This is a genomic window from Streptomyces sp. NBC_00425 (assembly GCF_036030735.1).
Taxonomy (GTDB): Bacteria; Actinomycetota; Actinomycetes; order Streptomycetales; family Streptomycetaceae; genus Streptomyces.
The window spans coordinates 3,601,637-3,624,597 of the sequence record NZ_CP107928.1; the positions used below are offsets into that span (position 1 = coordinate 3,601,637).

The window sequence follows — 22,961 nt, forward strand, 5'->3', positions numbered from 1 at the left end:
GCAGACATGGGATCACCCCACTGGTTCCGGAAAGCACACTCAGGGGCGGGCGATGGAGCAGACACACACCGCACACAACAGCACGGCGACCGCCACACCGGGCGCGCAGCGGCGCGTCCTGGTGGTCGAGGACGATCCGACGATCGTCGACGCCATCGCGGCCCGCCTGCGCGCCGAGGGATTCCTCGTGCAAACGGCGGGCGACGGCCCTGCGGCCGTCGACACGGCAGAGGCCTGGCAGCCCGACCTGCTGATCCTCGACATCATGCTGCCCGGCTTCGACGGCCTGGAGGTCTGCCGTCGCGTGCAGGCCGCCCGCCCGGTGCCGGTGATGATGCTCACCGCGCGCGACGACGAGACCGACATGCTGGTCGGGCTCGGCGTGGGCGCCGACGACTACATGACCAAGCCGTTCTCCATGCGGGAGCTCGCGGCACGCGTGCACGTGCTGCTGCGCCGGGTGGAGCGGGCCGCGATCGCCGCGACCACGCCGCGCAGCGGGATCCTGCGGCTCGGCGAGCTGGAGATCGACCACGCGCAGCGCAGGGTGCGGGTGCGCTCGGAGGACGTGCACCTCACGCCCACCGAGTTCGACCTGCTGGTCTGCCTGGCGAACACCCCGCGCGCGGTGCTCTCCCGCGAGCAGCTCCTCGCCGAGGTCTGGGACTGGGCGGACGCCTCCGGCACCCGCACGGTCGACAGCCACATCAAGGCGCTGCGCCGGAAGATCGGCGCCGAGCGGATCCGCACGGTGCACGGCGTGGGCTACGCGCTGGAGACCCCGACGCCATGAGTCCCGGGCCGGACGGACCCAGAAGCCCCGCTCCCGGAACCGGGGAGCCCTGGGGCCGTCTGCGCCCGTTCTCGATCAAGACCAAGCTGGGCGCGCTGGTCGTCATCTCGGTGCTGATCACCACCGGTCTGTCGATGATCGCGGTGCACACCAAGACGGAGCTCCGCTTCATCACGGTCTTCTCGATGGTCGCGACGCTGCTCATCACGCAGTTCGTGGCGCATTCGCTGACCGCGCCGCTGGACGAGATGAACACCGTGGCCCGCTCCATCTCGCACGGTGACTACACCCGCCGGGTGAGCGAGAACCGCCGCGACGAGCTGGGCGACCTCGCCCAGACGATCAACGTCATGGCGGACGAGCTGGAGGCGCAGGACCGGCAGCGCAAGGAGCTGGTGGCCAACGTCTCGCACGAGCTGCGCACGCCCATCGCCGGTCTGCGCGCCGTCCTGGAGAACGTCGTCGACGGCATCGCCGAGGCGGACACCGAGACGATGCGCACCGCGCTGAAGCAGACGGAGCGGCTCGGCCGACTCGTGGAGACCCTGCTGGACCTGTCGCGCCTCGACAACGGCGTCGTCCCGCTGCGCAGGCGGCGCTTCGAGGTGTGGCCGTACCTGTCGGGCGTGCTGAAGGAGGCCAACATGGTCGCCTCGGCGCGCGCCACGATGGGCTCGGGCGGCAGCCACACCCGCACGGACGTCCATCTGCACCTGGACGTGTGCCCGCCGGAGCTGACCGCGCACGCGGACCCGGAGCGCATCCACCAGGTCGTCGCCAACCTGATCGACAACGCCGTCAAGCACAGCCCGCCGCACGGACGGGTGACGGTGAAGGCGCGGCGCGGGCCGCTGCCGGAGTCGCTGGAGATCGAGGTCCTGGACGAGGGGCCCGGCATTCCGCGCTCGGAGTGGCGACGCGTGTTCGAGCGGTTCAACCGGGGCGCCGTGCGCCGGCCGCACGGTCCGGGCAGCGACGGCGGCACGGGGCTCGGGCTGGCGATCGCCCGCTGGGCGGTCGATCTCCACGGAGGCCGGATCGGAGTGGCCGAATCCGAGCGAGGCTGTCGGATTCTTGTCACTCTTCCGGGAGAGTCCTCCATCCCAAGTTGACGTAAAGTTCGAAGCGGAGCCGCAAGATCCACCGGTGTTCGCCCAGTCGGACACGTGTGATCAGGCAGAGCGCCGCCGCAGGTCGGCGAAGGGTCCGCACGCCCGTCGTGCGTGACGGACATCAACACACCCTTTTGACGCGCAACCGCGCTTGTTTCCCGCCATTTCCACCCCCGAAACTCACCTTCCGATGTGACTTACGCGACGATGGACGGGCCCGGCCTGACTCTCCCCCTCCGGGGGGCGTAGCCTTTATTCCCGCTGTCCATCACCTTGTGAAGCGGAAGAGGGCGGTTGCCGCCGTGTCGCCACAGTCCCCCAGTAACGCATCGAGCATCTCGACCGACGCAGACCAAGCGGGCAAGAACCCCGCTGCCGCGTTCGGACCGAACGAGTGGCTCGTCGACGAGATCTATCAGCAGTACCTCCAGGACCCGAATTCGGTAGACCGCGCCTGGTGGGACTTCTTCGCCGACTACAAGCCAGGGGCCGCTGCCCCCTCGGCTACGGCGGGTACTGCGGCCGCGGGGGCCGCAGCGACCACCACCGCGCCCCCCGCGCCCGCCGCCCCGGCCCAGCCGGCTCCCGCTGCCGCACCGGCTCCCGCTCCTGCTCCGGCCGCCGTGCCGAAGCCCGCGGCCGCCGCTCCGGCTCCGGCGAAGGCTGCCCCGGCCCCCGCGGCCAAGCCGGCCGCCGCCGCGAAGCCCGCGCCCGCCGCCGCGGCGGCGCCCGCCTCCCCCGAGGGCCCGGAGTTCGTGACGCTGCGCGGCCCGTCCGCCGCGGTCGCCAAGAACATGAACGCCTCGCTGGAGCTGCCCACGGCCACGTCCGTGCGCGCGGTCCCGGTGAAGCTGCTGTTCGACAACCGCATCGTCATCAACAACCACCTCAAGCGCGCCCGGGGCGGGAAGATCTCCTTCACGCACCTGATCGGCTTCGCGATGGTGCAGGCCATCAAGGCCATGCCGTCGATGAACTGGCACTACGCGGAGAAGGACGGGAAGCCCACCCTCGTCAAGCCCCCGCACGTCAACTTCGGCCTGGCCATCGACCTGGTGAAGGCCAACGGCGACCGCCAGCTCGTCGTCGCCGGCATCAAGAAGGCCGAGACGCTGAACTTCTTCGAGTTCTGGCAGGCCTACGAGGACATCGTCCGCCGCGCCCGCGACGGCAAGCTGACGATGGACGACTTCACCGGAGTCACGGTCTCCCTGACCAACCCCGGCGGCCTCGGCACCGTGCACTCCGTGCCGCGCCTGATGCCCGGCCAGTCGGTCATCATGGGCGTCGGCTCCATGGACTACCCGGCGGAGTTCCAGGGCACCAGCCAGGACACCCTGAACAAGCTCGGCATCGCCAAGGTCATGACGCTCACGTCGACCTACGACCACCGGGTCATCCAGGGCGCGGCCTCCGGCGAGTTCCTGCGGATCGTCGCGAACTACCTGCTCGGCGAGAGCGGCTTCTACGACGAGATCTTCGAGGCGCTGCGCATCCCCTACGAGCCGGTCCGCTGGCTCAAGGACATCGACGCCAGCCACGACGACGACGTCACCAAGGCCGCCCGCGTCTTCGAGCTGATCCACTCCTACCGGGTCCGCGGCCACGTCATGGCCGACACCGACCCGCTGGAGTACCGCCAGCGCAAGCACCCCGACCTCGACATCACCGAGCACGGGCTCACCCTGTGGGACCTGGAGCGCGAGTTCGCCGTCGGCGGCTTCTCCGGCAAGTCCCTGATGAAGCTGCGCGACATCCTCGGCGTGCTGCGCGACTCGTACTGCCGCACCACCGGCGTCGAGTTCATGCACATCCAGGACCCCAAGCAGCGCCGCTGGATCCAGGACCGCATCGAGCGCCCGCACACCAAGCCGGAGCGCGAGGAGCAGCTGCGCATCCTGCGCCGGCTGAACGCGGCGGAGGCCTTCGAGACGTTCCTGCAGACGAAGTACGTCGGCCAGAAGCGCTTCTCGCTGGAGGGCGGCGAGTCCGTCATCCCGCTGCTCGACGCGGTACTGGACAGCGCGGCCGAGTCCCGTCTCGACGAGGTCGTCATCGGCATGGCCCACCGCGGCCGGCTGAACGTCCTCGCGAACATCGTCGGCAAGTCGTACGCGCAGATCTTCCGCGAGTTCGAGGGCAACCTCGACCCGAAGTCGATGCACGGCTCCGGCGACGTGAAGTACCACCTGGGCGCCGAGGGGACCTTCACCGGCCTGGACGGCGAGCAGATCAAGGTGTCGCTGGCCGCGAACCCCTCCCACCTGGAGACGGTCGACCCGGTCATCGAGGGCATCGCCCGCGCCAAGCAGGACATCATCAACAAGGGCGGCTCGGACTTCACGGTCCTGCCGGTCGCCCTGCACGGCGACGCGGCCTTCGCGGGCCAGGGCGTGGTGGCCGAAACGCTGAACATGTCGCAGCTGCGCGGCTACCGCACCGGCGGCACGGTCCACATCGTCATCAACAACCAGGTCGGCTTCACGGCCGCCCCGGAGTCCTCGCGCTCGTCGATGTACGCCACCGACGTGGCGCGCATGATCGAGGCCCCGATCTTCCACGTGAACGGCGACGACCCGGAGGCCGTCGTGCGCGTCGCGCGGCTCGCCTTCGAGTTCCGCCAGGCGTTCAACAAGGACGTGGTGATCGACCTCATCTGCTACCGCCGCCGCGGTCACAACGAGTCGGACAACCCGGCCTTCACCCAGCCGCTGATGTACGACCTGATCGACAAGAAGCGCTCGGTGCGCAAGCTCTACACCGAGTCCCTCATCGGTCGCGGCGACATCACCCTGGAAGAGGCCGAGCAGGCGCTGCAGGACTACCAGGGGCAGCTGGAGAAGGTCTTCACGGAGGTCCGCGAGGCCGTCACGGCCCAGCCGAGCGCCGGCCCGGTGTCGGACCCGCAGGCGGAGTTCCCGGTCGCCGTGAACACCGCGATCTCCGCCGAGACCGTCAAGCGGATCGCCGAGTCGCAGGTCAACATCCCCGACTACTTCCACGTCCACCCGCGTCTGCTGCCGCAGCTGCAGCGCCGGGCGTCGATGGTCGAGGACGGCACGATCGACTGGGGCATGGGCGAGACCCTCGCGGTCGGCTCCCTCCTCCTCGAGGGCACGCCGGTCCGGCTGTCCGGCCAGGACTCCCAGCGCGGCACGTTCGGCCAGCGTCACGCGGTCCTCATCGACCGCGAGACGGGCGAGGAGCACACCCCGCTCCAGTACCTCGCCGAGGAGCAGGCGCGCTACAACGTCTACAACTCCTTGCTGTCCGAGTACGCGGTCATGGGCTTCGAGTACGGCTACTCGCTGGCCCGCCCCGACGCGCTCGTGATGTGGGAGGCGCAGTTCGGCGACTTCGTCAACGGCGCTCAGACGGTCGTCGACGAGTACATCTCGGCCGCCGAGCAGAAGTGGGGCCAGACGTCCGGCGTCACCCTGCTCCTGCCGCACGGCTACGAGGGCCAGGGCCCGGACCACTCCTCGGCCCGTGTCGAGCGCTTCCTCCAGCTCTGCGCCCAGAACAACATGACGGTCGCGATGCCCACGCTCCCGTCGAACTACTTCCACCTCCTGCGGTGGCAGGTGCACAACCCGCACCACAAGCCGCTGGTCGTCTTCACCCCGAAGTCGATGCTGCGCCTGAAGGCCGCCGCGTCGAAGGCGGAGGAGTTCACCACGGGCCAGTTCCGCCCGGTCATCGGCGACACGTCGGTCCAGGCCGACGCGGTGAAGAAGGTCGTCTTCTGCGCCGGCAAGGTGTACTACGACCTCGAGGCCGAGCGGCAGAAGCGCGGCATCACGGACACGGCGATCATCCGCCTCGAGCGGCTGTACCCGCTGCCGGGCGCCGAGGTCCAGGCCGAGGTGAACAAGTACCCGAACGCCGAGAAGTACCTGTGGGTGCAGGAGGAGCCGGCCAACCAGGGCGCCTGGCCGTTCATCGCCCTGAACCTGATCGACCACCTGGACCTGGCGGTCGGAGCCGACATCCCGCACGGCGAGCGTCTGCGCCGCATCTCCCGGCCGCACGGCTCGTCCCCGGCCGTCGGCTCGGCGAAGCGGCACCAGGCCGAGCAGGAGCAGCTGGTCCGCGAGGTCTTCGAGGCGTGACCCGCTGACCGTCGAGAAAGCGTCGACGGCGTGATCCACGGCAAGGGCCCGCCCCCGGACATTTCGGGGGCGGGCCCTTCGCCGTGCGTCTGCACTGCTGTGCGTCTGTACTGCTGTGTGTCTGTACGGCTGTGCGTCTGCCGGTCCGGTCCGTACGGCCGCGCGGATGCGCGGCCGGTGCCGGGACCGGGGCCTCAGATGACCTGGGGTTCGAAGTCCCAGTAGGGCCGGTTGCGGGAGCGGGCCGAGACGGTGTGCGGATGCTTGCTGCCCAGCGTCGCGTCGAGGTCCGACAGCGCCTCCTGCTCGACCTTCTCCGCCTGCCGCCGGTCCCGCAGTCCGCGCAGGTCCGCCGCGTGGGCGATGCGCGCCGACAGGGTCAGCGGGTGGGTGCGGCCGAGCGTCTCGACGGCCCGGCCCACCGTGTCGTGGCTGAGCTCGGCGGCGCTCTCGGTGTCGCCGACGATGTTGCGCAGGGCGGAGGCGTTCAGGGCGCAGCCCAGCGTCCAGGGGTGATGCTCCCCCACCGCGTCGGTCATCGCCGCGAGCGCCTGCTCGAGGAGGACGTGGCCAGCCTCCCGCTCGCCGACGTTGCGCAGGATCAGCGCCTGGTTGGCGCGGGCCCCGGCGACGAACGGGTGCTCGTCTCCCAGCATCACCTCGTACCGTGCGACGACGGCCTCGCTGAGCTCGCGGGCCCGGTCGATGTCGCCGTGCTCGCGGGCGTAGCAGCTCTGGGCGGTCGCGAAGATCAGGGTCAGCGGATGGGTCTCGCCGAGCACGCGCTCGCCGCGCTCCAGCACGCTGGAGAGCAGCTCCCCGGGCTCCTCGCGTTCGGCGCCGCGGTCGCGGCCGCGGTCCCGTTCGCCCAGGCGGTAGCGGCACAGGGCGAGGTTGTGCTCGGCCTTGAGGGTCTGGGGGTTGTCGCGGCCCATCACGAGCCGGATCTCGCGCACGTTCTTCGCCTGGATGGACTCGGCCTCCGCGTATCGCCCGAGCAGCCGCAGGTCGATGGCGTAGGAGATCTCGGAGCCGAGGGTCCACGGATGGCGGGCCCGCAGGAGCAGGCGGCGCGATTCCATGGTCCGCCGGTCGTGCTCCAGGGCCTCCGGGTAGCGGCCGAGCAGCCGGAGGGAGACGGCGAGGTTGTTGAGCGAGTTGAGGCTGCGCGAGTCCTGGTCGCCCAGCAGGTCGCGGTAGGCCACCAGGACCCACTGGGAGAGTTCCAGCGCCTCGTCGTAGCGGCCGAGGCCGCGCAGGTCGGCGGCGAGGCCGGCGGCGGCCCGCAGATGCTCCAGGTCCTGTGGGCCGCGCTCCGCCTTCAGGTGTTCGGAGGCGGCCCGGCTGAGGGCCTCGGTGGCGGCGTAGTCGCCGACGGCCCGCAGCAGGTTGGTGTAGTGGTAGGTCAGTTCCCAGATCCGGGGGTGGGTCGGGCCGAGCAGTTCGCGCCAGGCCTTCATGGCGCGCTCGCCGAGCTTGATGCCGGCGACGTACTCGCCGGAGAAGTACATGTAGCGCAGGCAGTTGAAGACCAGTCGCTGGACGGTCGGTTCCTGGGTCTGCAGCACGTCGGCGTACTTCAGGTGCGGCACGATCTCGGCGTATCCGGGCCACAGGTCGGGGTCGGTGGGCCGGCGCGGGTCGGCCGCGGCGAGGGCCAGCCGGACGACGTCGATGAACTCCTTGCGGTCCGCGTCCGGCATGTCCTTGTGCACGATCTGGTGGACCATGCGGTGCAGGTACAGCGACTCCCCTGAACCGGCTCCCTCGTCGCCGACGGCCTCGTGGGACTCCAGACGGACGACGGAGTACTGGCGGAGCTGGTTGATGGCCTTGTTCCACAGCAGCGGGTCGTTGAGCAGTCCGGCGAGCTGTTCGGGCAGTTCGTCGCTCGACATCTCGCGCAGCAGCCGGACGGGGATGAAGCCGGGGGCGAAGAAGGTGCACAGCCGCAGCAGGTCCACGGACTCGGGGACGGTCTCGCGGAGTTTGTTCAGCAGTATCGACCAGGCGGTCTGGAAGGCGAGCGGGAAGTCCGCCGACACCTTCACCACGTCGCTGTCGATGCCGCCGTCCAGCAGGGCGATGTACTGGCGCACCGACAGGTCGGAGTCGTTCAGCCAGCCCGCCGTCTGGTCCAGGAGGAGCGGCAGGTCCTCCAGCGCGTCCGCGAGCTGGTCGGCCTCCCCCTCGGACAGCCGGGGCGCGCGACGCCTGATGAACGCCACCGACTCGTCGCGGGCGTAGACGGGCACCTCCAGCAACTTGCTGTTGTGCTCGGTCCATTCGGGGTTGCGGGAGGTGATGATGACATGGCCGGGGCCGGTGGGCACCAGGTCCCAGATCTGGTCGGGCTCGTCGGCTCCGTCGAGGATCAGCAGCCATCGTCCGTACGGGTCGCCGCGGCGCAGCGAGTCACGGACGGCGCGCAGTCGTTCGCCGTACTCCTGTCCGGTCTGCAGGCCCAGTTTCGGGGCGAGTTCGGCGAGCAGCCTGCGGTAGGTGACGCGTTTCTCGGCGTTGACCCACCACACGACGTCGTACTCGGAGCCGAACCGGTAGACGTACTCGGCGGCCGTCTGGGTCTTGCCCACTCCGGACATGCCGTGCAGCGTGACGACGCCGGCGCCGGGCTCCGCGCCCTGCAGCAGGTGGTAGGCGTCGTTGAGCAGCGTCTCGCGGCCGGTGAAGCGGGTGTTGCGGCGCGGTACCCCGCCCCAGACCTCGGGCATGGCGGCCGGGAAGCGGGGGCCGCGGCGGGCGCCGTCGGGGACGTCGGGCTGCGGCTCGAAGGGCAGGTCGAGCCGGTCGAACAGGCGGCGCTCGGCCTCCTCGGCGCCCATGTTGGTGAGGTCGACGGGGGCGAGGACGGCGGTCGCCGCCGGTACGGAGGCCGTCGTCACCGAGACGGCGGCGAACCGGGACGGGTCGGGGGCGACGACCTCGCGCAGTGCCGCGTTCCACTCCTCCTGCGTACGGGGACCGAGCTGGAAGTACCACTCGCTGACGACGATGAGGACGCGGCCTTCGGCGAGTTCCAGGTCGCGCAGCAGATCGACCAGGGGCACCTCGGCCGGGGAGTCCCAGCGCAGGTACACCACGCGCAGGCCGCGGCGTTCGAGCCGGTCTCCGATCCATGCCGCCCAGGCCCGGTTGAATCCCGCGAAATGGATCGTGACCGCCTGCCTCGCGGCCCCTCTCCCGGTTGCCCCGACCGGCGTACGAGCTCCAGACATGCAGCGGCCTCCAGCACGTAGTACCTCGAAAATCCTAGGACCTCGGCGCGGCGCGCGTAAGTCCGCCGACCTCTTCCGCGCGCGCCTCGGCCCGACGATCTTCGCTCACCGGACGGCCCCTCGCAGGCCATCCTCATTCTTTCGGGCGTGGCAGCGCGGGAGTATGACGCTGTGTCCACAAAGCGCGCGCGGCCTTCACGTAGGCCTCGGCCCGGGCGGTGTGGCTGCGGGGCGCCGGGTGTTCGGCCATGCGTTCGTAGGCGGCGGCCATCGCGTCGACGAACCGGCGTCCGCGGACGGTGAGGTCGGGCGAGCCGACGAGCGCCGGCAGCGCCGCCTTCACCTGGGCGCGGTAGCGGGCGTGCCGGGACCAGGCGTACTCGCCGTCGGGCGGCGAGCCGACGAGCGCCCGGTGCTGGTAGTAGTCGGCGAGGGCCAGATGGGAGTACACCCCCTGCAGCAGGGCGTCGTACGGCCGGGGTCCCGTCTTCCACGGGGCGAAGTAGCGCGCTTCGGAGTCGGCGTGATGGAGCGTCACCAGGTCTCCCAGGGCGGCGAGTTTGGCGTGGTGGAGTTCGTGGACGAGCGTGGCGGCGAGGGCGACGGCGTCCTGCGGGGGGCTGGCGAGCAGGGCGCCGAACGCCTCGTGCCGGGTCGCGCTGCAGCTGTCGCGGCCGTCGGCGCCCGGCGGGCTCTCCAGCGGGACCAGACAGCGCAGCAGCGCCACCGCCTCGGCCACCCGGTGTGCGCCGCCGGAGCGCAGCGCGGCCTCGGTGCCCGACCAGGCCTGCAGCCAGCGTTTGTGGTCCGTGTCGTCGAGCACGGCCGGTCCGCCCAGGGTGCGGTGGCCGGGACCGGGCGCGGTGCGGTACGGGTCGACGTCGTCCAGCGGCAGGGGGGCGGTGCCGGGCAGCAGGCCGGGCAGGGTGCGCACGGGCGTCCAGGCGAGGGCGGCGGACCAGGCGCCGATCCCGCTCTCCAGGTGGACGACGACGTCCGGCGCGTCGGGTCCGCGAAGCGTCAGCCGCCCGTCGCGGTGGGCGACGTCGACGGGGGCGTCCGCGCGGGTGGCCGTGTGCAGCGCGCCGAGGGACGGCAGGGCGAGCACCCCGGCGCGGGCGGTGAGCCGCACGGTGAAGGGGATGCCGGCGCGCGCGGCGGCCACTGCGGCGAGGGCGCTGAAGTGGGCCAGGTCCTGGCGGAGGCGACGGTCGCGGTGTTCGCCCCCGGGGCCGCCGCGCTCGTCGAGTCCGCGCAGACAGCTCAGCGCCCAGGGGCCGGTCAACGGGTGGAAGAGACGGGCACGGGCGGGCGAGTGCGCGGCGCCGGACGCGCGGGGGTGACCCGCGGGCGGGCGGGGACCGTCGGCCGGCACACCGCAGGGGCCGGGGTGTTCCGCGGGCGGGCGGGGACGGTCGGCCGCGGTGAGCAGGGACCAGTCGTCGCGCAGCCGGGCCTTGCGTGCCGTGGAGCAGACCGCCGGGTGCGCCGCTTCGGCCGCGTCGAGGACGGCGCGCAGGAGGAGCAGACGCCGGGTGTCCTGGTCACGCACCAGGAGGGCCAGGGTGTCGGGGCTCCCTTGGGTGCGGCCGAGTTCCAGGAGACTGCGTTCCGGGACCGCGGGCCGGATCACGGAGCGTCCTCCTCGCGGGCGGCGGACACGGCGTGCCGGGCGGCTACGGCAGGGGCGTCGGTGGCCGCAGGGGTGGCGACGGCTGTCTGCGCGGCGAGCCGGGCGGCGATGTGGCGGATCAGGCGCTGGAGGTCGGCGCAGTACACCGACGGGTTGCGGAAGCCGTGTCCGGCCCGGTAGCGGTGGGCGTAGTGACCGCCCCCGCAGACCGCGAGCAGGGGGCAGGCGCGGCACTGCCGCGCGAGGGACGCCGTGCCCGCCTGCCGGGCCGCGACGGCCGGGTGCCGCGACGCGTCGTCGAAGGAGTTGCGGAAGACGTCCAGGCCGGTGTGCGCGGCGCCGTCGTACGCGGACTTGAGGGAGTCCGTCTGCTCGATCGACCCGTCGGTCTCGACCACGACCGCGTCGAAGGGCGCGAGGCCCAGGGACTCGGTGGCGGCGGGCATGCCCAGCAGGAGGGCGAGGCACTCCTCGAAGAGACGCACGCGGGTCTCCCGGCGGCCGGCGTCCCACCAGCGGTCGAAGACGGCGCACAGCCACTCCCCGTGCCGCACGCCGGCCCAGTGCGGCGGCGGGGCGGACCAGTTGCCGTGCGGCAGCAGGAAGTTGACAGCGGGGGGACGCAGGCCGAGGAGGGACTCGTACGTCTCCACGGGGTCCAGCGTGGCGTCGACGACGGTGAGGATGCCTGCGTACGCCGACGGCGCGTGCTCGGCGGCCAGCAGGGCGCCGCGCGCGGCGGCGGGCCAGGAGGGGCGGCCGGCGTGGTCGACGCGGCGCGCGTTGTGCGCGGCCCGCCCTCCGTCGAGGCTGACGCTGATCCGGATGCCGCCGTCGGCGAGGACGGCCAGCCGTCGTGCGGTGAGCAGGGTGGCGTTGGTCTGGACGACGGCGTGGACCGTGCAGCCGGCCGGGACGCGGTCCCGGACCAGGCCGGTGAAGCGGGTGAGGGTCTCGGCGCCGGCCAGCAGGGGTTCGCCGCCGTGCAGGACGAGGGAGAGGTCCGTCAGGGCGTGGGCGCGGGCGTGCTCGGCGATGCGGGCCGCGGTGCGGTCGAGGACTTCGGGGGCCGCCGTCGCGGGTCGGGCGCGCCAGGTGCGGTCCGGGCCCTCGTAGAGGTAGCAGTAGGTGCAGGCGAGGTTGCAGCGGCCGTGCATCTTCACGATGAACTGCCGGAAGGCCTGTCCGGACATCCAGCACCCCCATGCCCTGCGGCGGTCCTGAAGCGGCCCTGCGGCTGCCGTACGGCAGCCCTGCGGCGGCCCTGTGGCCGGCTTCGGCCCGTGCCGCCGTGTCCCCCGCTCCGCGGCGCGAGCGCCGCACGGGGCGCATGCCCGTATGTACCGCGGACACAAACCCCGCCCGACCGAACTTGTCCGAGTCGCGCGCATATGAGACCGAATTCGACTTCCGAGCGATCGAATGCGTCCTGTAGAGGGGTAGTGGCGGACCCGTCAGAGCACGGCGTCGAACCCCCACAGCGTCTCGCTCGACCTCCCCGCCCGCTCCCGCAGGTCCTCCACCACCTCCCGCAGCACCGGATGCCCGATCGTCCGCAACTCCGCGAGGTCCAGCGCCAGCAGATCCGGCAGCGGCCCGCCCGCGCCGGGCTCACCCGCGCCGATGTCCTGCGCGGCCGCCTCCGCCACGGACTCGCCCCGTACGTCCATGCCCGTACCTCCCCAACCCGCTCGGCTCACGTCACACGCTCCAGCGCGGCCAGCCGCTCCGCCGTTTTGGCGGCCGTCGGCCCGTCGGCGACCAGGCTGCCCTCCGGCAGCCGCGACCACTCCGTCCGGGCGGCCCGGTAGGCCTCCCGGGCGGCCCGTGGCCGCGAGGCCGCCTCATAGGACATACCCCGCCAGTGGTGCGCCTGCGCACCCGTCCGGACGGCCTCGTGCCGGCCGCGTTCCGTGGTGGCCGCCCCCTCGGCCTCCCGGGCCGACTCCGCCGCGTCGCGGAAGGCGTCGACCGCCAGGTCCAGGCGGGCCGGGCGGCGCAGGCTGCGGTAGGCCTCGAACTGGACCTGGCCGAGTTCCAGACGGCACCGGGAGGCCAGCAGCGGGTCCGCCGCGTCGGCGGCGGCGAGCCCGAAGAGGTGCTCGGCCTCCCGCAGGTCGACGCGGTCCCCGCGGCCCCGGTAGCGCAGCATCAGCGCACGGCCGAGCAGCAGCAGCCGGTGGGCGACCTGCGCGCTGCCCGCCGGGGTCTCCATCCGGCAGTCCCGCAGCACCCGGATCGCCCGGGAGAGCGTGCCCTGGGCCCGCGCCCCCGACTGCAGTCCCGCCAGCCGCAGCAGCGCCTCGCCCCACTCGGCGAGGACGTCGGCGTGCGCGGGCGCGTCGCGGGACATGCGCTGGGCGGCCTGCGCGAAGCGGTCGGCGGCCGTCTCCAGCTCCGCCGGATCGCCCGACTCCCGGTGGCGGGCGACGGCGATCCGGCCCGCCCGCGCCAGCAGCGCCGCCCGCCGGCCCTGCTCGCGGACCAGGGCGAGGGCCTCGTCGACGCGGGCCTGGGCGTCGTCGAGCGGGCCGCCCGCCCGGAGCAGGGCGTCGACCAGGTCGAGCAGGACGCGCACCCGCGCGCGTACCGACTCCGCGGTGTCGGGCTCCTCCCCGGTGTCGAGGGCGGTGCGCAGCGACTGCGCGCCCTGCTCGGCGTAGAGGCGGGCCTGCACGGGGTCGGCGGTGGCTCCGGAGAGACGCAGCAGGACCCGGCCGTGCTCCAGGGGGAGTTCGGGCGGCCGCTGCCGGCGGTCGGGCCAGACGTCGGCGAAGGCCTCCAGCATGCCGACCGCGCCCTGGAGCAGCGCACTGTCCCCGCCGAGCCGCCACTGCGCCTCCAGGGCGCGCACCCGCTCCAGGGTGAGTCCGAGGGCCTGGTGGTGGTCGAGGTCGGGCGCCGCGCAGGCGACGGCGTACTCGCGGTCGGCGCGGCGCAGCAGGTCCAGGGCGCCGGCCGGGTCGCCGCGGCGTCTGCGGTCGGTCGCCGCGGCGTGCAGCACCCGCGCCAGGACGGCCCGTTCGCGCAGCCGCCTCGGGTGCGCCGCGGCGCGCTCCGCGGCCGCCTCCGCCTCCTGCAGCAGATCGTCGCCGCCCTGCACCTCCCACAGGCGCAGCGTGCAGTGCGCGTACTCGGCCCACAGCTCGGGGTCCGCCCCGGCGGGCCGCTCGTGCTCGGTGGCGCCGCGCAGCAGCTGCACCGCGTCGATGACGTCCTGGATCATGCCCTCGCGGTCGAAGCGCTCGATCAGCGTGCGGGCCCGGCGGACCGCCTGGTGCGTCGGCCGCTCCTCGGGACGGCCCGGGCCGGTGCGGCCGCCGGGCGTCTCGAACTGCTCGGGCAGCGGCATGAACCGTCGCAGCACGCGCGCGGCGACCTCGGCGAAGGGCTGCGGCACGGGCGCCTCGTCGCCGTTGCCGCCGTTGTCCCCGTGGTCGGCCCGCTCGGCGCGGTCCGCGGCGCCGGCGGCGGGCGCGTAGGGGCGGCCCGCGCCGCCGTCGCCGAGCTGGGCGAGGGCCAGCGCCGGGAAGTTGGGACCGCCCTTGCCGAAGCGCTGCTCGATGTATTCCGAGCAGTGCTTGAGCACCAGCATGGCCTCGTCGCGGCCCAGCCGGGACAGCAGGGCGTCGCGCACGTCCGGATCGATGCGGTACCACTGGGCCCCGTCGTCGGCGTACTCCTCCGACTCGCGCGTGAGGAGGCCGCCGACCAGGACCTCCGCCAGCTCGGACGGTCCCGAGTCGGGCAGCATCGTGCGCTGGACGAGCTGCATGACCGGCAGGCACAGGGGCGCGGCGGCCAGGTACACGGCGAGCCGTCCGGCGGCCGGGGAGGCGCTGGAGCTGAACCTGCTGACCCGCTCGAGCGGTGTGCGCCGCCGGTCGGCGCGCCCGGCGGGGGCGGGCGGCTGGTCCGCGCGCACCCAGCCCACGGCGCCCGGCACCGGCCCCGCGCCGGCCCCTGACAGCAGCCTGGCCCAGGCGCCGAGGGCCACCGGTTCGGGCGGCAGCACGGGCACCGGCAGCGCCCCGCGGCGGGTCTCCGCCGGAACGCCGGACGGCGTGCGCACCCGCAGTGCGGCCGCCCCGCCCAGCGTCTCGCCCCGGCTCAACTCGCAGAAGACCACGGGCAGTCGGGTCCGGTTCCACAGACGCTGTGGAAGCGGCTGGAGCACGGCGACCGGGCCCTGCCGGGAGAGGTGGTGCAGCAGCCGGTGCGCCTGCCCGCTGTGCCACAGCGGGCCGGCGCAGTCGCTGACGAAGAGCACGATCCGGCGGCCGGTGGGGTCGCTGAGCCGGTCCGTGGAGTGCAGCGGCGCCGCGTACACGTCGGGGCTGCGGCTGACGGCGGGAGCGCCGTCCGGACCCTGGTGCAGATGGCTGACCCTGATGTCCGAGAATGCCCCCAACTGGCCGAACACCTGCTCCAGTTCGAGGAAGAGCCGGTCCCAGACCCGCATCGACGACGAGGCGTCCAGGACCAGTTGGAGCCGGGCGTCGCCGCGGACGACGGCACGGTGGACGGGCATGATCAGGCCGCCCGCCTGCGCGCTGCGCTCCGCCGTCGCCGTCTCGTCGAGCCGCATGCGCAGCGGCGGCGCCGGGCTGCGGTAGCGCTGCAACCTCCGCAGAGCGCGCTGGAGTTCGAGCGGGGCGGGCAGCGCGGGGGCGGCGGGCACGCCCACCGGGAGCGCGGCGGCCCGGCCCGCGCCACGGGCGCGCTGCCCTCCGTCCTGGGGCACCGGGTACAGGCTCACGCGGCCGCCGGCGCCCACCTCCTGCGGGGGCGGTTCCGCACGCTCGGGCCGCTCCGCACGCGCCCCTGCGTGCGGCCCCCCGCCCCGACCGCCGTCGCGCCGGAACGCCGGCCGGTCGCCGGCCTCGGCACGCGGTTCCTCCGGTTCGGGCACGTCCACCGGCCGGGTCCACCGCGCCAGCCACAACGCGTCGCACAACTGCTCCACGTCGGGATCGAGCCCCACCCCGCGCAGGCGCGCGACCAGTTCGGCGAGCGGGTCACCCCCGTCCGGGGCCCGGGACGGGGCCCGGGTCCGGGGGGTCGAGGGGTCGTCGTGGTGGTCCTGGTGACGGTCGTCGGGCGGGACGGGGCCGTGGCGGGCCGCTGCGTCGGGCATCAGGCCCTCACCTCGGGCGGTCGAGTCGCTGGATGAGCAGGTCGGCCAGCCGGTCACGACTGGGCGGCGCGGCCGCGTCGGTGAGGTAGATCGCGTTCAGCAGCTGGTCCGCGGCGAGGAGTTCACTGCGCGAGCGCTCCAGGAACCGCGTGATCAGATCGTCCCCCGCGCGGGCCGCCTCGTCACCGAGATGCGCGCGGACGAAGGTGGCGAGCCGGTTGTGGTCGGGGCGCCCCAGCTCCAGGTGGATGCACCGGCGCATCAGCGGGGCCGGGAAGTCGCGTTCGCCGTTGCTGGTGAGCACGACGAAGGGGAAGGCGCGGCAGCGCACCCGTCCGTCGCGCACCCGCACCTTCACGCCGTCGGCGGTCAGCACCTCCGCCTCGCCGTCCGGCAGCCGGTCGGCGATCCGCTCCAGCTCGGGTATCGCGAACTCGCCCTCCTCCAGGACGTTCAGCAGGTCGTTGGGCAGATCGATGTCGCTCTTGTCCAGCTCGTCGATGAGCAGCACGCGCGGTGTGTCGGAGGGCAGCAGGGCGGTGCCGAGCGGCCCCAGCCGGATATAGCTGCCGATGCCCTCGACCGCGCCCGGCGAGCCGGCCGCCGACCCGAACCCGCCCTGCGCGGCGATCTGCACGTCCTGGAGCCGGGCGATGGCGTCGTAGTGGTAGAGCCCGTCCTGCAGCGCGGAACGGCTGACGATGGACCAGCGCAGCACGTTGCCGAGTCCGAGTTCGTACGCCACCGAGTGGGCGAGGGTGCTCTTGCCCGCGCCGGGGCTGCCCGTGACGAGCAGCGGACGGCGCAGATACAGCGCCGCGTTGATCATCTCCAGCTCCTCGGCGCCCGGCCGGTGCAGTTCCGCCAGATGCCGGTGCGCGCCGAGCCTGCGGTCCTGGGAGCCGTCGCCCGACCCCGCCGCGTCCCGGCTGGTGAAGTCCCGCCACGGAGGAGGATCGGGCAGCCGCTCGATCCCGTCGTGCGGTTCGCCGGCGCCTCGGTAGATGAGCCACTCACTGGATTCGGTCATGATCCGGTCCTCGTCACTCGTCCACTGCCGCGGCGGTCCGAACGTGCATCACGTTATCCATCCTGGGGGTGCCTGGTAAGGGGCCGGCCGGCCCCGCGGACGGGTGGCTCAAGGGGCCTCCAGCAGGTCACCCGTGCCGGGGAGGGGCTGGTGAGGGTCGTCGTACAACAGGGCCACGCCGTCGGCCCAGAACGACTCCGTGCGGCCCTCTCGGAGCCGCACCCGGAGATCGTGCACGGCCTCGGGAAGGTGCTGCGCGGTGGGCGGTTCGGCGATCTCGTCGATCGTGCCGCGGTGGAACTCGCCGCAGACGGCGTCCGACCGGCCGCGCCGCCGGCGCCACAGGGCCACGCCGTAGCCGCCGAGCACGATCCGGGCGAGCGCCTCCGCGTCGTCCTCGTAACGGAGGTCGCCGTAGCGGCAGAGCACCGGGACGGTGCCGTGCGACAGGGCACGCAACTGCTCCACGGTCGGCACCGGTTTGCGCAACCCCTCGTCGCAGTCGAGGACTTCGGCCCGCGCCCGGTGCGCGTGCAGCCAGCGCCAACGGGCCCGGCGCTCCGCGTCCACGTCCTCGTCGCCGTACTCGTCGTCGCCGTATCCGTCGTCGCCGTATCCGTCGTTCTCGCCGTGCACGTCGTTCTCGCCGGCGTCTCCTGGGCCTTCCGGGCCTTCCGGGGCCTGCGGGGCGCGCCAGTGGCCCCCGGCGTCGCCGTCGGCCGCGTCGTGAGCCCCTGACTCCTCGTCGGACAGCCGGTCACGGTCGGCGCAGCGCACGACGACGGGCCGCAGGGCGCCCAACGGCACTTCTTCCGGCGGGAGTTGCCAGGCGTCCACCTCGAGGCCGAGCAGCGCCTGGGGCAGCGCCACCTGGAGCAGCGCCGGCCTGCCGGGCTCGTCGCAGTGACGGAAGGCCTCCGCGAGGGGTCCGGCGAGGCGGCCGGGCAGCTCGGCCAGCGGCGTGCGCTCGGCCTCGCGCAGCCGTACGGCCTCTCCGCCGGGGACGGTCACGCAGACCGACCAGTCGCAGCGGTCCGGCTCCCAGCCCCGCCGCACCAGCTCGAGCAGGACGGAGGGCCGCGCCACGCTGCCCGGGGCGCGGTCACGGGCACGCGCGCGTGCGGCCCGCCCGCGCCGCCGGTCGCGCCCGCGCCCGCCGGGACCGTCGCTCGCGTGCCCGCCTGCGGAGACCGTGTCGGGGGCGTCGCGCTCCGCGCCGTCCCGTCGGCGCAGCCGCGCGATCCGCTGCTCGGCGAGGCCGGACCGGTAGCGAACGCTCAGCCGCTGCGCGGCCTGCCAGACCCAGACCCACAGGGCCTTCTCGGCGTCCGGGGTGCTGGGCACCACGAACGGGCGCGGCGCGGACATCGCCCGCATCGCGTAGTCGAGCACCAGCTCCAGCGCCCCGTCGTCGCTCGCGCTCTCGTACAGCGCGCCGAGACCGTCGCGCCAGCCGCGCGGCGCGGGCAGCGGAACGGGACCCTGGAGGTCGGGCAGGGAGTCGAGGATGTCCAGCAGACCGCGGGTGCTCTCGGGCGGCGGGAGTTCGGCGAGCCGGCCCAGCAGCTGGATCCGCTCGTCCGGGCTGAGGGTGCGGCCCGGGCGGGCGCCCAGCCTGCCCTGCACGTCGGTCCAGGTCTGCCGCCGGGAGGCGGGGTGGCGCTGCCGGTCACGGTGGTAACGGTCATGGGCGTGGAAGACCGCCTGGTAGAGGTCGCTGTGCTCGGCCGGCACCGCCTCCGCAGGCACTCGCAGGGTGCGCAGCTGCTCGATCCCGGTGGAGGTGCCGCCGGGCCGGTGGTCCGAGCGCGCCTTCAGGACGCCGATCACCTCGCCGCGCACCGGGTCGATCACCGGCCCGCCCGAGACGCCGTAGGGCAGGTCGTTGTCGCCCAGCCGCATCTGCACGTCCGAGGACCAGCCGCCGATCGTCCCCTGCACCGTGAGCGTGCCGTCCAGGACCTGTAAGCGGCCCTCGTTCTCGGTCCAGCCGGCGTACAGCACCCGGCCTTCGCCGTAGTACGCCGCCGGACGCTCGGAGACGTACACGCACTCGTGGTCGTCGACCGGCTCGGTCAGCTGTACCAGGGCCAGGTCCGGCGCCGGCCAGTTGCCGGCGGACGCGCCCCGCTCGGCGCGCTCGGGCAGCGTCGCCACCACCCTGCCGGGCGCGCTCGAGGCACCCCGTCCCGGAGCCGTCTCATACACCACGGCAACCTTGCCCCCCTCCCCGCCGCAGGCCACGTGTGCGCAGGTCAGAACCCAGTTGGGAGCGACGAAGAAGCCGCTGCCGAGGAACGTCCCGGGCTCATCCAGGGCATACCCGACCACCGGGCGATGAATGCGCACGGTGGCCGCCACGACGAGTCCACGCAGCGCACGGCGGGCCGCATCGAACGCGTTCGATGCGCCCGGGGCGTGCCCGCCCGTCATGCTCCGCCCCCGCCGACTGCGTCGTCGGCCCCCCCGTGCATCGGCGCGCCGGGAGACGCGCCCGCGCGCCGCCCCCCGTCGGCGAGGGACGCGTCCGGCGAGGGGGGTGAGGCCGGTGGCGGGGGTGCGGCGGGGAGCGGAGGCGAGGGGGGTGAGGCCGGTGGCGGAGGTGAGGCGGGGGGAGCCGGCGCGGTCGGCGCGCCGGTCGAGGAGCCGCCACGCGCACGGAAGGCCGTACCGGCACCGCCGCCGGAGGCCGTGCCGGAGTCCGTGCCGGCAGGCGGTGCGTCGAGGTCGGGGGGCCCGCTGTTCCAGGTCAGGGTGACCGTGATGGCGGCCTTGGCCTCGCCGTCGGCCAGCAGTCCGACGACCTTCCCGGCCTTGGCGGTCAGCTCGATGCCGAACTCGACGCTCACCTCGTCCGGCCGCACCGCCCGCAGCGGCTCCGCCAGCGACCGCGCGACCCCGGTGACGAGCGTGTGCAGGCTCTCCACGCTCGCCTCCACCCGCTCGGCGAACCCGGTGTCGCTGTACGACAGCCGCCCGGAGGGCGCGGACAGCTCTCCGGCGCCCGAGATCCGGGCCCAGACGGGCGTCCCGTCCGGCAGCGCGACGCGCGCCACCCGTGTCACGTCCTCACCGCTCATGCCACTCCCCCGTTCCCCCAGTCCCTCCTGCCCTCCCGCGCGTGCGCAGGCCGACAGCGGGCTCCGTCCGCGCGGAGGTCCGGCGGCCCGCAGACCTGCGCCCCCCTGCGCCTATCCTTTTCCTGTCCCCTCCCCCACCGGAGAGCGGAGCACTTCCTCCCCTCGCAGGAACAAGGGTCCTTCCCCCGACGGAGGGCCCCTACCCCTGCGACCGACCCACGGAGCACGTTCCATGTACTTCACCGATCGCGGAATCGAGGAACTCGAGAAGCGGCGCGGCGAGGAGGAGGTCACCTTCGAGTGGCTCGCCGAGCAGCTGAGGACGTTCGTCGACCTGAACCCGGACTTCGAGGTGCCGGTGGAGCGGCTGGCGACATGGCTGGCGCGGCTGGACGACGACGAGGACGACGAGTAGGCGATACGCGGCGGCCCGACGGCCGACCGCGCGGGAAGGGGCGTCCGGGACGCCCCTTTTTTCTTTTCTTGACTTTCGACGGCCGCGATATATCGTGTTTTACGCGAGACGCGATATGGCGCGTCGCGTTCGTGCCGTTCAAGGAGGTCCGCACCATGTCCGAGTGGTCCGTCGCCGAACCGAGGAAACTCTCCTTCGACGAGCCCGTGAGCGAACTGCACGTGCGCATCGTCGAAGGCGCCGTGAACGTGGTGGGCACCGACGAGGGCCCCGCCCGCCTGGAGGTCTCCGAGGTCGACGGGCCGCCGCTGGTGGTCAGCCACCGCGACGGGACCCTGACCGTGGCCTACGAGGACCTGCCCTGGAAGGGCTTCCTCAAGTGGCTCGACCGCAAGGGCTGGCGGCGCAGGGCCGTCGTCTCGCTCGCCGTTCCGGCCGGCACCCGGGTGGAGGTCGGCGTGGTGAGCGCCGCCGCGGTGGTCTCCGGCATCGACGGCAGCGCCGAGGTGAAGGGCGTCAACGGGGACACCACCCTGGTCGGCCTCGCCGGCCCGGTGCGCGCCGACACCGTCTCGGGCAGCGTGGAGGCGCAGGCCCTCACCGGCGACCTGCGCTTCAACTCCGTCTCCGGGGACCTGACCGTGGTCGAGGCCGGATCCTCCGTGAAGGCCGACTCCGTGAGCGGGTCGATGATCGTCGACCTCGACCCCGCGAGCCGCCCCACACGAATCGACCTGACCAGCGTCTCGGGCGAGCTCGCCATCCGGCTGCCCCATCCGGCCGACGCCCAGGTGGAGGCGAACACCGCGAGCGGCTCGGTCTCCAACGCCTTCGAGGACCTGCGGGTCAGCGGCCAGTGGGGCGCCAAGCGCATCACGGGCCGACTGGGCGCGGGCAACGGCAAGCTCAGGGCGACCACGATCTCCGGCTCGATCGCCCTCCTCAGAAGGCCTCCGACGGAGGACGCGACGGACACGGCGGACACAGCGGGGCATGCGAAGGGACACCCGACGGCGGACACCCGGGAGGGCGGGCGCACGGAGGCACGCAGGGCGGACCGGGGGCCGCAGGAGCACGCCGGCGCGTCCTCCCACCCGGGGGACAATGCCGTTTCCGGCCCGGGCGGCGAGACCTCCTCGGGCGCCCCGGCCGACAGCACGACCGACAAGAAGGTGTTCTGACATGCCTCCCGTCTTCGCACACGGCCGTCTCCGCCTCTACCTGCTGAAGCTGCTCGACGAGGCGCCGCGCCACGGCTACGAGGTGATCCGCCTCCTGGAGGAGCGCTTCCAGGGCCTCTACGCGCCCTCGGCGGGCACGGTGTACCCGCGGCTGGCCAAGCTGGAGGCCGAGGGTCTGGTCACCCACACCACCGAGGGCGGCCGCAAGGTGTACGCCATCACGGACGCGGGCCGTGCCGAACTCGCGGACCGCAGTGGTGAACTGGCCGATCTGGAACTGGAGATCCGCGACTCGGTCGCCGAACTCGCCGCGGAGATCCGTGCCGATGTGCGCGGGGCGGCGGGCGATCTGCGTCGCGAGATGCGGGCGGCGGCCTCCGAGGCCCGCCAGGGCGCCGGCCGCCCGAAGACGGCGGAGCACACCGGCCACGGAACCCACGGCGAGGACGGCGAGAACGGCGAGAACGGCGAGTACGGCGACAAGGAGGCCTGGCGTGCCGCCAAGGAGGAGATGCGCCGCGTCAAGCAGGAGTGGAAGGAACAGGCGCGCCGGGCGAAGGACGAGAGCCGCCGCGCCCGCGAGGAGGCCCAGCGGGCCCGCCGCCAGGCCAAGGAGGCGCAGGAGAACGCCCGCAGCCAGGCCCAGGAAGAGGTGCAGCGCATCGCCCGCCGGGTGCAGGAACAGGTCCAGGACCACTTCTCCCGGGGCGACTGGCCGACGGGCGTCCGCGAGGGCCTGACCGAACTGGCCAAGGAGTTCGGCGAGTTCGGCAAGGACTTCGGCAGGGAGTACGGCAGGGACTTCGGCTTCGGCCGCACCGCCGACACGGGCAGCACCACCGGCACGGGCGGCACGGGCAGCAGCACGACGGACCGGAAGACGACCACGCGTCCCGGACACCCGGGGACGCCGGACCGCTCCCCCACCCAGGACCACGCCCCCGCCCAGGACCACTCGGTCGCCCAGGACCGCTCGGGCACCCCGGACTACTCCGGCACCCCGGAGGGCTTCCCCGCCGCGTACGAGCCGGCCTGGGCCCATGAGGACGCCGGCGGCGACCCGGCCCGCGACCTGGACCGCCTCCTGGACCGCTTCCGGGACGATATCCGGGACGCGGCCCGCGACCACGGCGTCACGGCGGACCAACTCCGCGAGGCGCGCCGCCACCTGTCCACGGCGGCGGCTCACATCGGAGTGATCCTGCGGGTCCCCAAGGCGTGACGCTCACGGC

At 73.4% G+C, this 22,961-nt stretch carries 14 protein-coding genes; 6 read left to right on the plus strand and 8 right to left on the minus strand.

What is annotated here, in order from left to right; genetic code table 11:
- The first annotated feature begins 52 nt into the window (after positions 1 to 52).
- The 3 genes from OHS82_RS15130 to OHS82_RS15140 all read left to right on the plus strand — a co-directional run bounded on the left by OHS82_RS15130 (position 53) and on the right by OHS82_RS15140 (position 6,017).
- On the plus strand, positions 53 to 793 hold the full coding sequence (locus OHS82_RS15130) for a response regulator transcription factor (protein ID WP_057584183.1): 741 nt from the start codon (positions 53 to 55) through the stop codon (positions 791 to 793).
- Complete coding sequence (locus OHS82_RS15135; protein WP_057584184.1) at positions 790 to 1,905, plus strand: sensor histidine kinase; 1,116 nt, start codon at positions 790 to 792, stop codon at positions 1,903 to 1,905. Before OHS82_RS15130 ends, OHS82_RS15135 begins: the two co-directional genes overlap by 4 nt.
- A gap of 302 nt (positions 1,906 to 2,207) precedes the next feature.
- Positions 2,208 to 6,017, plus strand: coding sequence for a multifunctional oxoglutarate decarboxylase/oxoglutarate dehydrogenase thiamine pyrophosphate-binding subunit/dihydrolipoyllysine-residue succinyltransferase subunit (locus OHS82_RS15140; protein ID WP_057584185.1), 3,810 nt, complete (start codon positions 2,208 to 2,210; stop codon positions 6,015 to 6,017).
- Between the two features lie 194 nt (positions 6,018 to 6,211).
- Here OHS82_RS15140 and fxsT read toward each other — a convergent pair whose 3' ends face one another.
- From fxsT to OHS82_RS15180, 8 genes are all read right to left on the minus strand, one after another.
- Entirely contained in the window at positions 6,212 to 9,253 is a 3,042-nt protein-coding gene (gene fxsT, locus OHS82_RS15145) for an FxSxx-COOH system tetratricopeptide repeat protein (RefSeq protein WP_057584186.1), read from the minus strand.
- A gap of 133 nt (positions 9,254 to 9,386) precedes the next feature.
- Positions 9,387 to 10,886 (minus strand): aKG-HExxH-type peptide beta-hydroxylase, encoded by a 1,500-nt coding sequence (locus OHS82_RS15150; protein ID WP_443042333.1) that lies wholly within the window; start codon positions 10,884 to 10,886, stop codon positions 9,387 to 9,389.
- Positions 10,883 to 12,079 carry an FxsB family cyclophane-forming radical SAM/SPASM peptide maturase gene (locus OHS82_RS15155; RefSeq protein ID WP_079041605.1) on the minus strand — a complete coding sequence of 399 codons (1,197 nt, stop codon included), beginning with the start codon at positions 12,077 to 12,079 and terminating at the stop codon, positions 10,883 to 10,885. Before OHS82_RS15155 ends, OHS82_RS15150 begins: the two co-directional genes overlap by 4 nt.
- A gap of 261 nt (positions 12,080 to 12,340) precedes the next feature.
- Positions 12,341 to 12,556 carry an FxSxx-COOH cyclophane-containing RiPP peptide gene (gene fxsA / locus OHS82_RS15160; RefSeq protein ID WP_057584188.1) on the minus strand — a complete coding sequence of 72 codons (216 nt, stop codon included), beginning with the start codon at positions 12,554 to 12,556 and terminating at the stop codon, positions 12,341 to 12,343.
- Positions 12,557 to 12,582: 26 nt separating this feature from the next.
- A complete protein-coding gene (locus OHS82_RS15165; protein WP_199863982.1) occupies positions 12,583 to 16,023 on the minus strand; it encodes an SAV_2336 N-terminal domain-related protein in 3,441 nt (1,146 codons plus the stop codon).
- A 7-nt stretch (positions 16,024 to 16,030) separates the two neighbouring features.
- Positions 16,031 to 17,053, minus strand: coding sequence for an AAA family ATPase (locus OHS82_RS15170; RefSeq protein ID WP_020130728.1), 1,023 nt, complete (start codon positions 17,051 to 17,053; stop codon positions 16,031 to 16,033).
- Between the two features lie 108 nt (positions 17,054 to 17,161).
- On the minus strand, positions 17,162 to 19,486 hold the full coding sequence (locus OHS82_RS15175; RefSeq protein WP_328434014.1) for a VMAP-C domain-containing protein: 2,325 nt from the start codon (positions 19,484 to 19,486) through the stop codon (positions 17,162 to 17,164).
- A complete protein-coding gene (locus OHS82_RS15180; RefSeq protein ID WP_057584190.1) occupies positions 19,483 to 20,133 on the minus strand; it encodes a CU044_2847 family protein in 651 nt (216 codons plus the stop codon). The genes OHS82_RS15175 and OHS82_RS15180 overlap by 4 nt, the downstream gene beginning before the upstream one ends.
- A 232-nt stretch (positions 20,134 to 20,365) precedes the next feature.
- On the opposite strand from OHS82_RS15180, the gene OHS82_RS15185 reads away from it, so the two are divergent.
- The 3 genes from OHS82_RS15185 (at position 20,366) to OHS82_RS15195 (ending at position 22,951) form a co-directional block, all read left to right on the plus strand.
- On the plus strand, positions 20,366 to 20,548 hold the full coding sequence (locus OHS82_RS15185) for a DUF6104 family protein (RefSeq protein ID WP_019058231.1): 183 nt from the start codon (positions 20,366 to 20,368) through the stop codon (positions 20,546 to 20,548).
- Positions 20,549 to 20,703: 155 nt separating this feature from the next.
- Entirely contained in the window at positions 20,704 to 21,729 is a 1,026-nt protein-coding gene (locus OHS82_RS15190) for a DUF4097 family beta strand repeat-containing protein (protein WP_057584192.1), read from the plus strand.
- 1 nt (position 21,730) lies between these two features.
- On the plus strand, positions 21,731 to 22,951 hold the full coding sequence (locus tag OHS82_RS15195; RefSeq protein ID WP_328434015.1) for a helix-turn-helix transcriptional regulator: 1,221 nt from the start codon (positions 21,731 to 21,733) through the stop codon (positions 22,949 to 22,951).
- The last annotated feature ends 10 nt before the right edge of the window (positions 22,952 to 22,961 follow it).

Bases quoted from the DNA above. Each gene is read 5' to 3' on its own strand.
- OHS82_RS15155 (WP_079041605.1), bottom strand. From the start codon at position 12,079: ATGTCCGGACAGGCCTTCCGGCAGTTCATCGTGAAGATGCACGGCCGC.
- OHS82_RS15130 (WP_057584183.1), top strand. From the start codon at position 53: ATGGAGCAGACACACACCGCACACAACAGCACGGCGACCGCCACACCG.
- OHS82_RS15190 (WP_057584192.1), top strand. From the start codon at position 20,704: ATGTCCGAGTGGTCCGTCGCCGAACCGAGGAAACTCTCCTTCGACGAG.
- OHS82_RS15195 (WP_328434015.1), top strand. From the start codon at position 21,731: ATGCCTCCCGTCTTCGCACACGGCCGTCTCCGCCTCTACCTGCTGAAG.
- OHS82_RS15165 (WP_199863982.1), bottom strand. From the start codon at position 16,023: ATGCCCGACGCAGCGGCCCGCCACGGCCCCGTCCCGCCCGACGACCGT.
- OHS82_RS15185 (WP_019058231.1), top strand. From the start codon at position 20,366: ATGTACTTCACCGATCGCGGAATCGAGGAACTCGAGAAGCGGCGCGGC.
- OHS82_RS15180 (WP_057584190.1), bottom strand. From the start codon at position 20,133: ATGAGCGGTGAGGACGTGACACGGGTGGCGCGCGTCGCGCTGCCGGAC.
- fxsA (WP_057584188.1), bottom strand. From the start codon at position 12,556: ATGGACGTACGGGGCGAGTCCGTGGCGGAGGCGGCCGCGCAGGACATC.
- OHS82_RS15135 (WP_057584184.1), top strand. From the start codon at position 790: ATGAGTCCCGGGCCGGACGGACCCAGAAGCCCCGCTCCCGGAACCGGG.
- OHS82_RS15170 (WP_020130728.1), bottom strand. From the start codon at position 17,053: ATGACCGAATCCAGTGAGTGGCTCATCTACCGAGGCGCCGGCGAACCG.
- OHS82_RS15175 (WP_328434014.1), bottom strand. From the start codon at position 19,486: ATGACGGGCGGGCACGCCCCGGGCGCATCGAACGCGTTCGATGCGGCC.
- fxsT (WP_057584186.1), bottom strand. From the start codon at position 9,253: ATGTCTGGAGCTCGTACGCCGGTCGGGGCAACCGGGAGAGGGGCCGCG.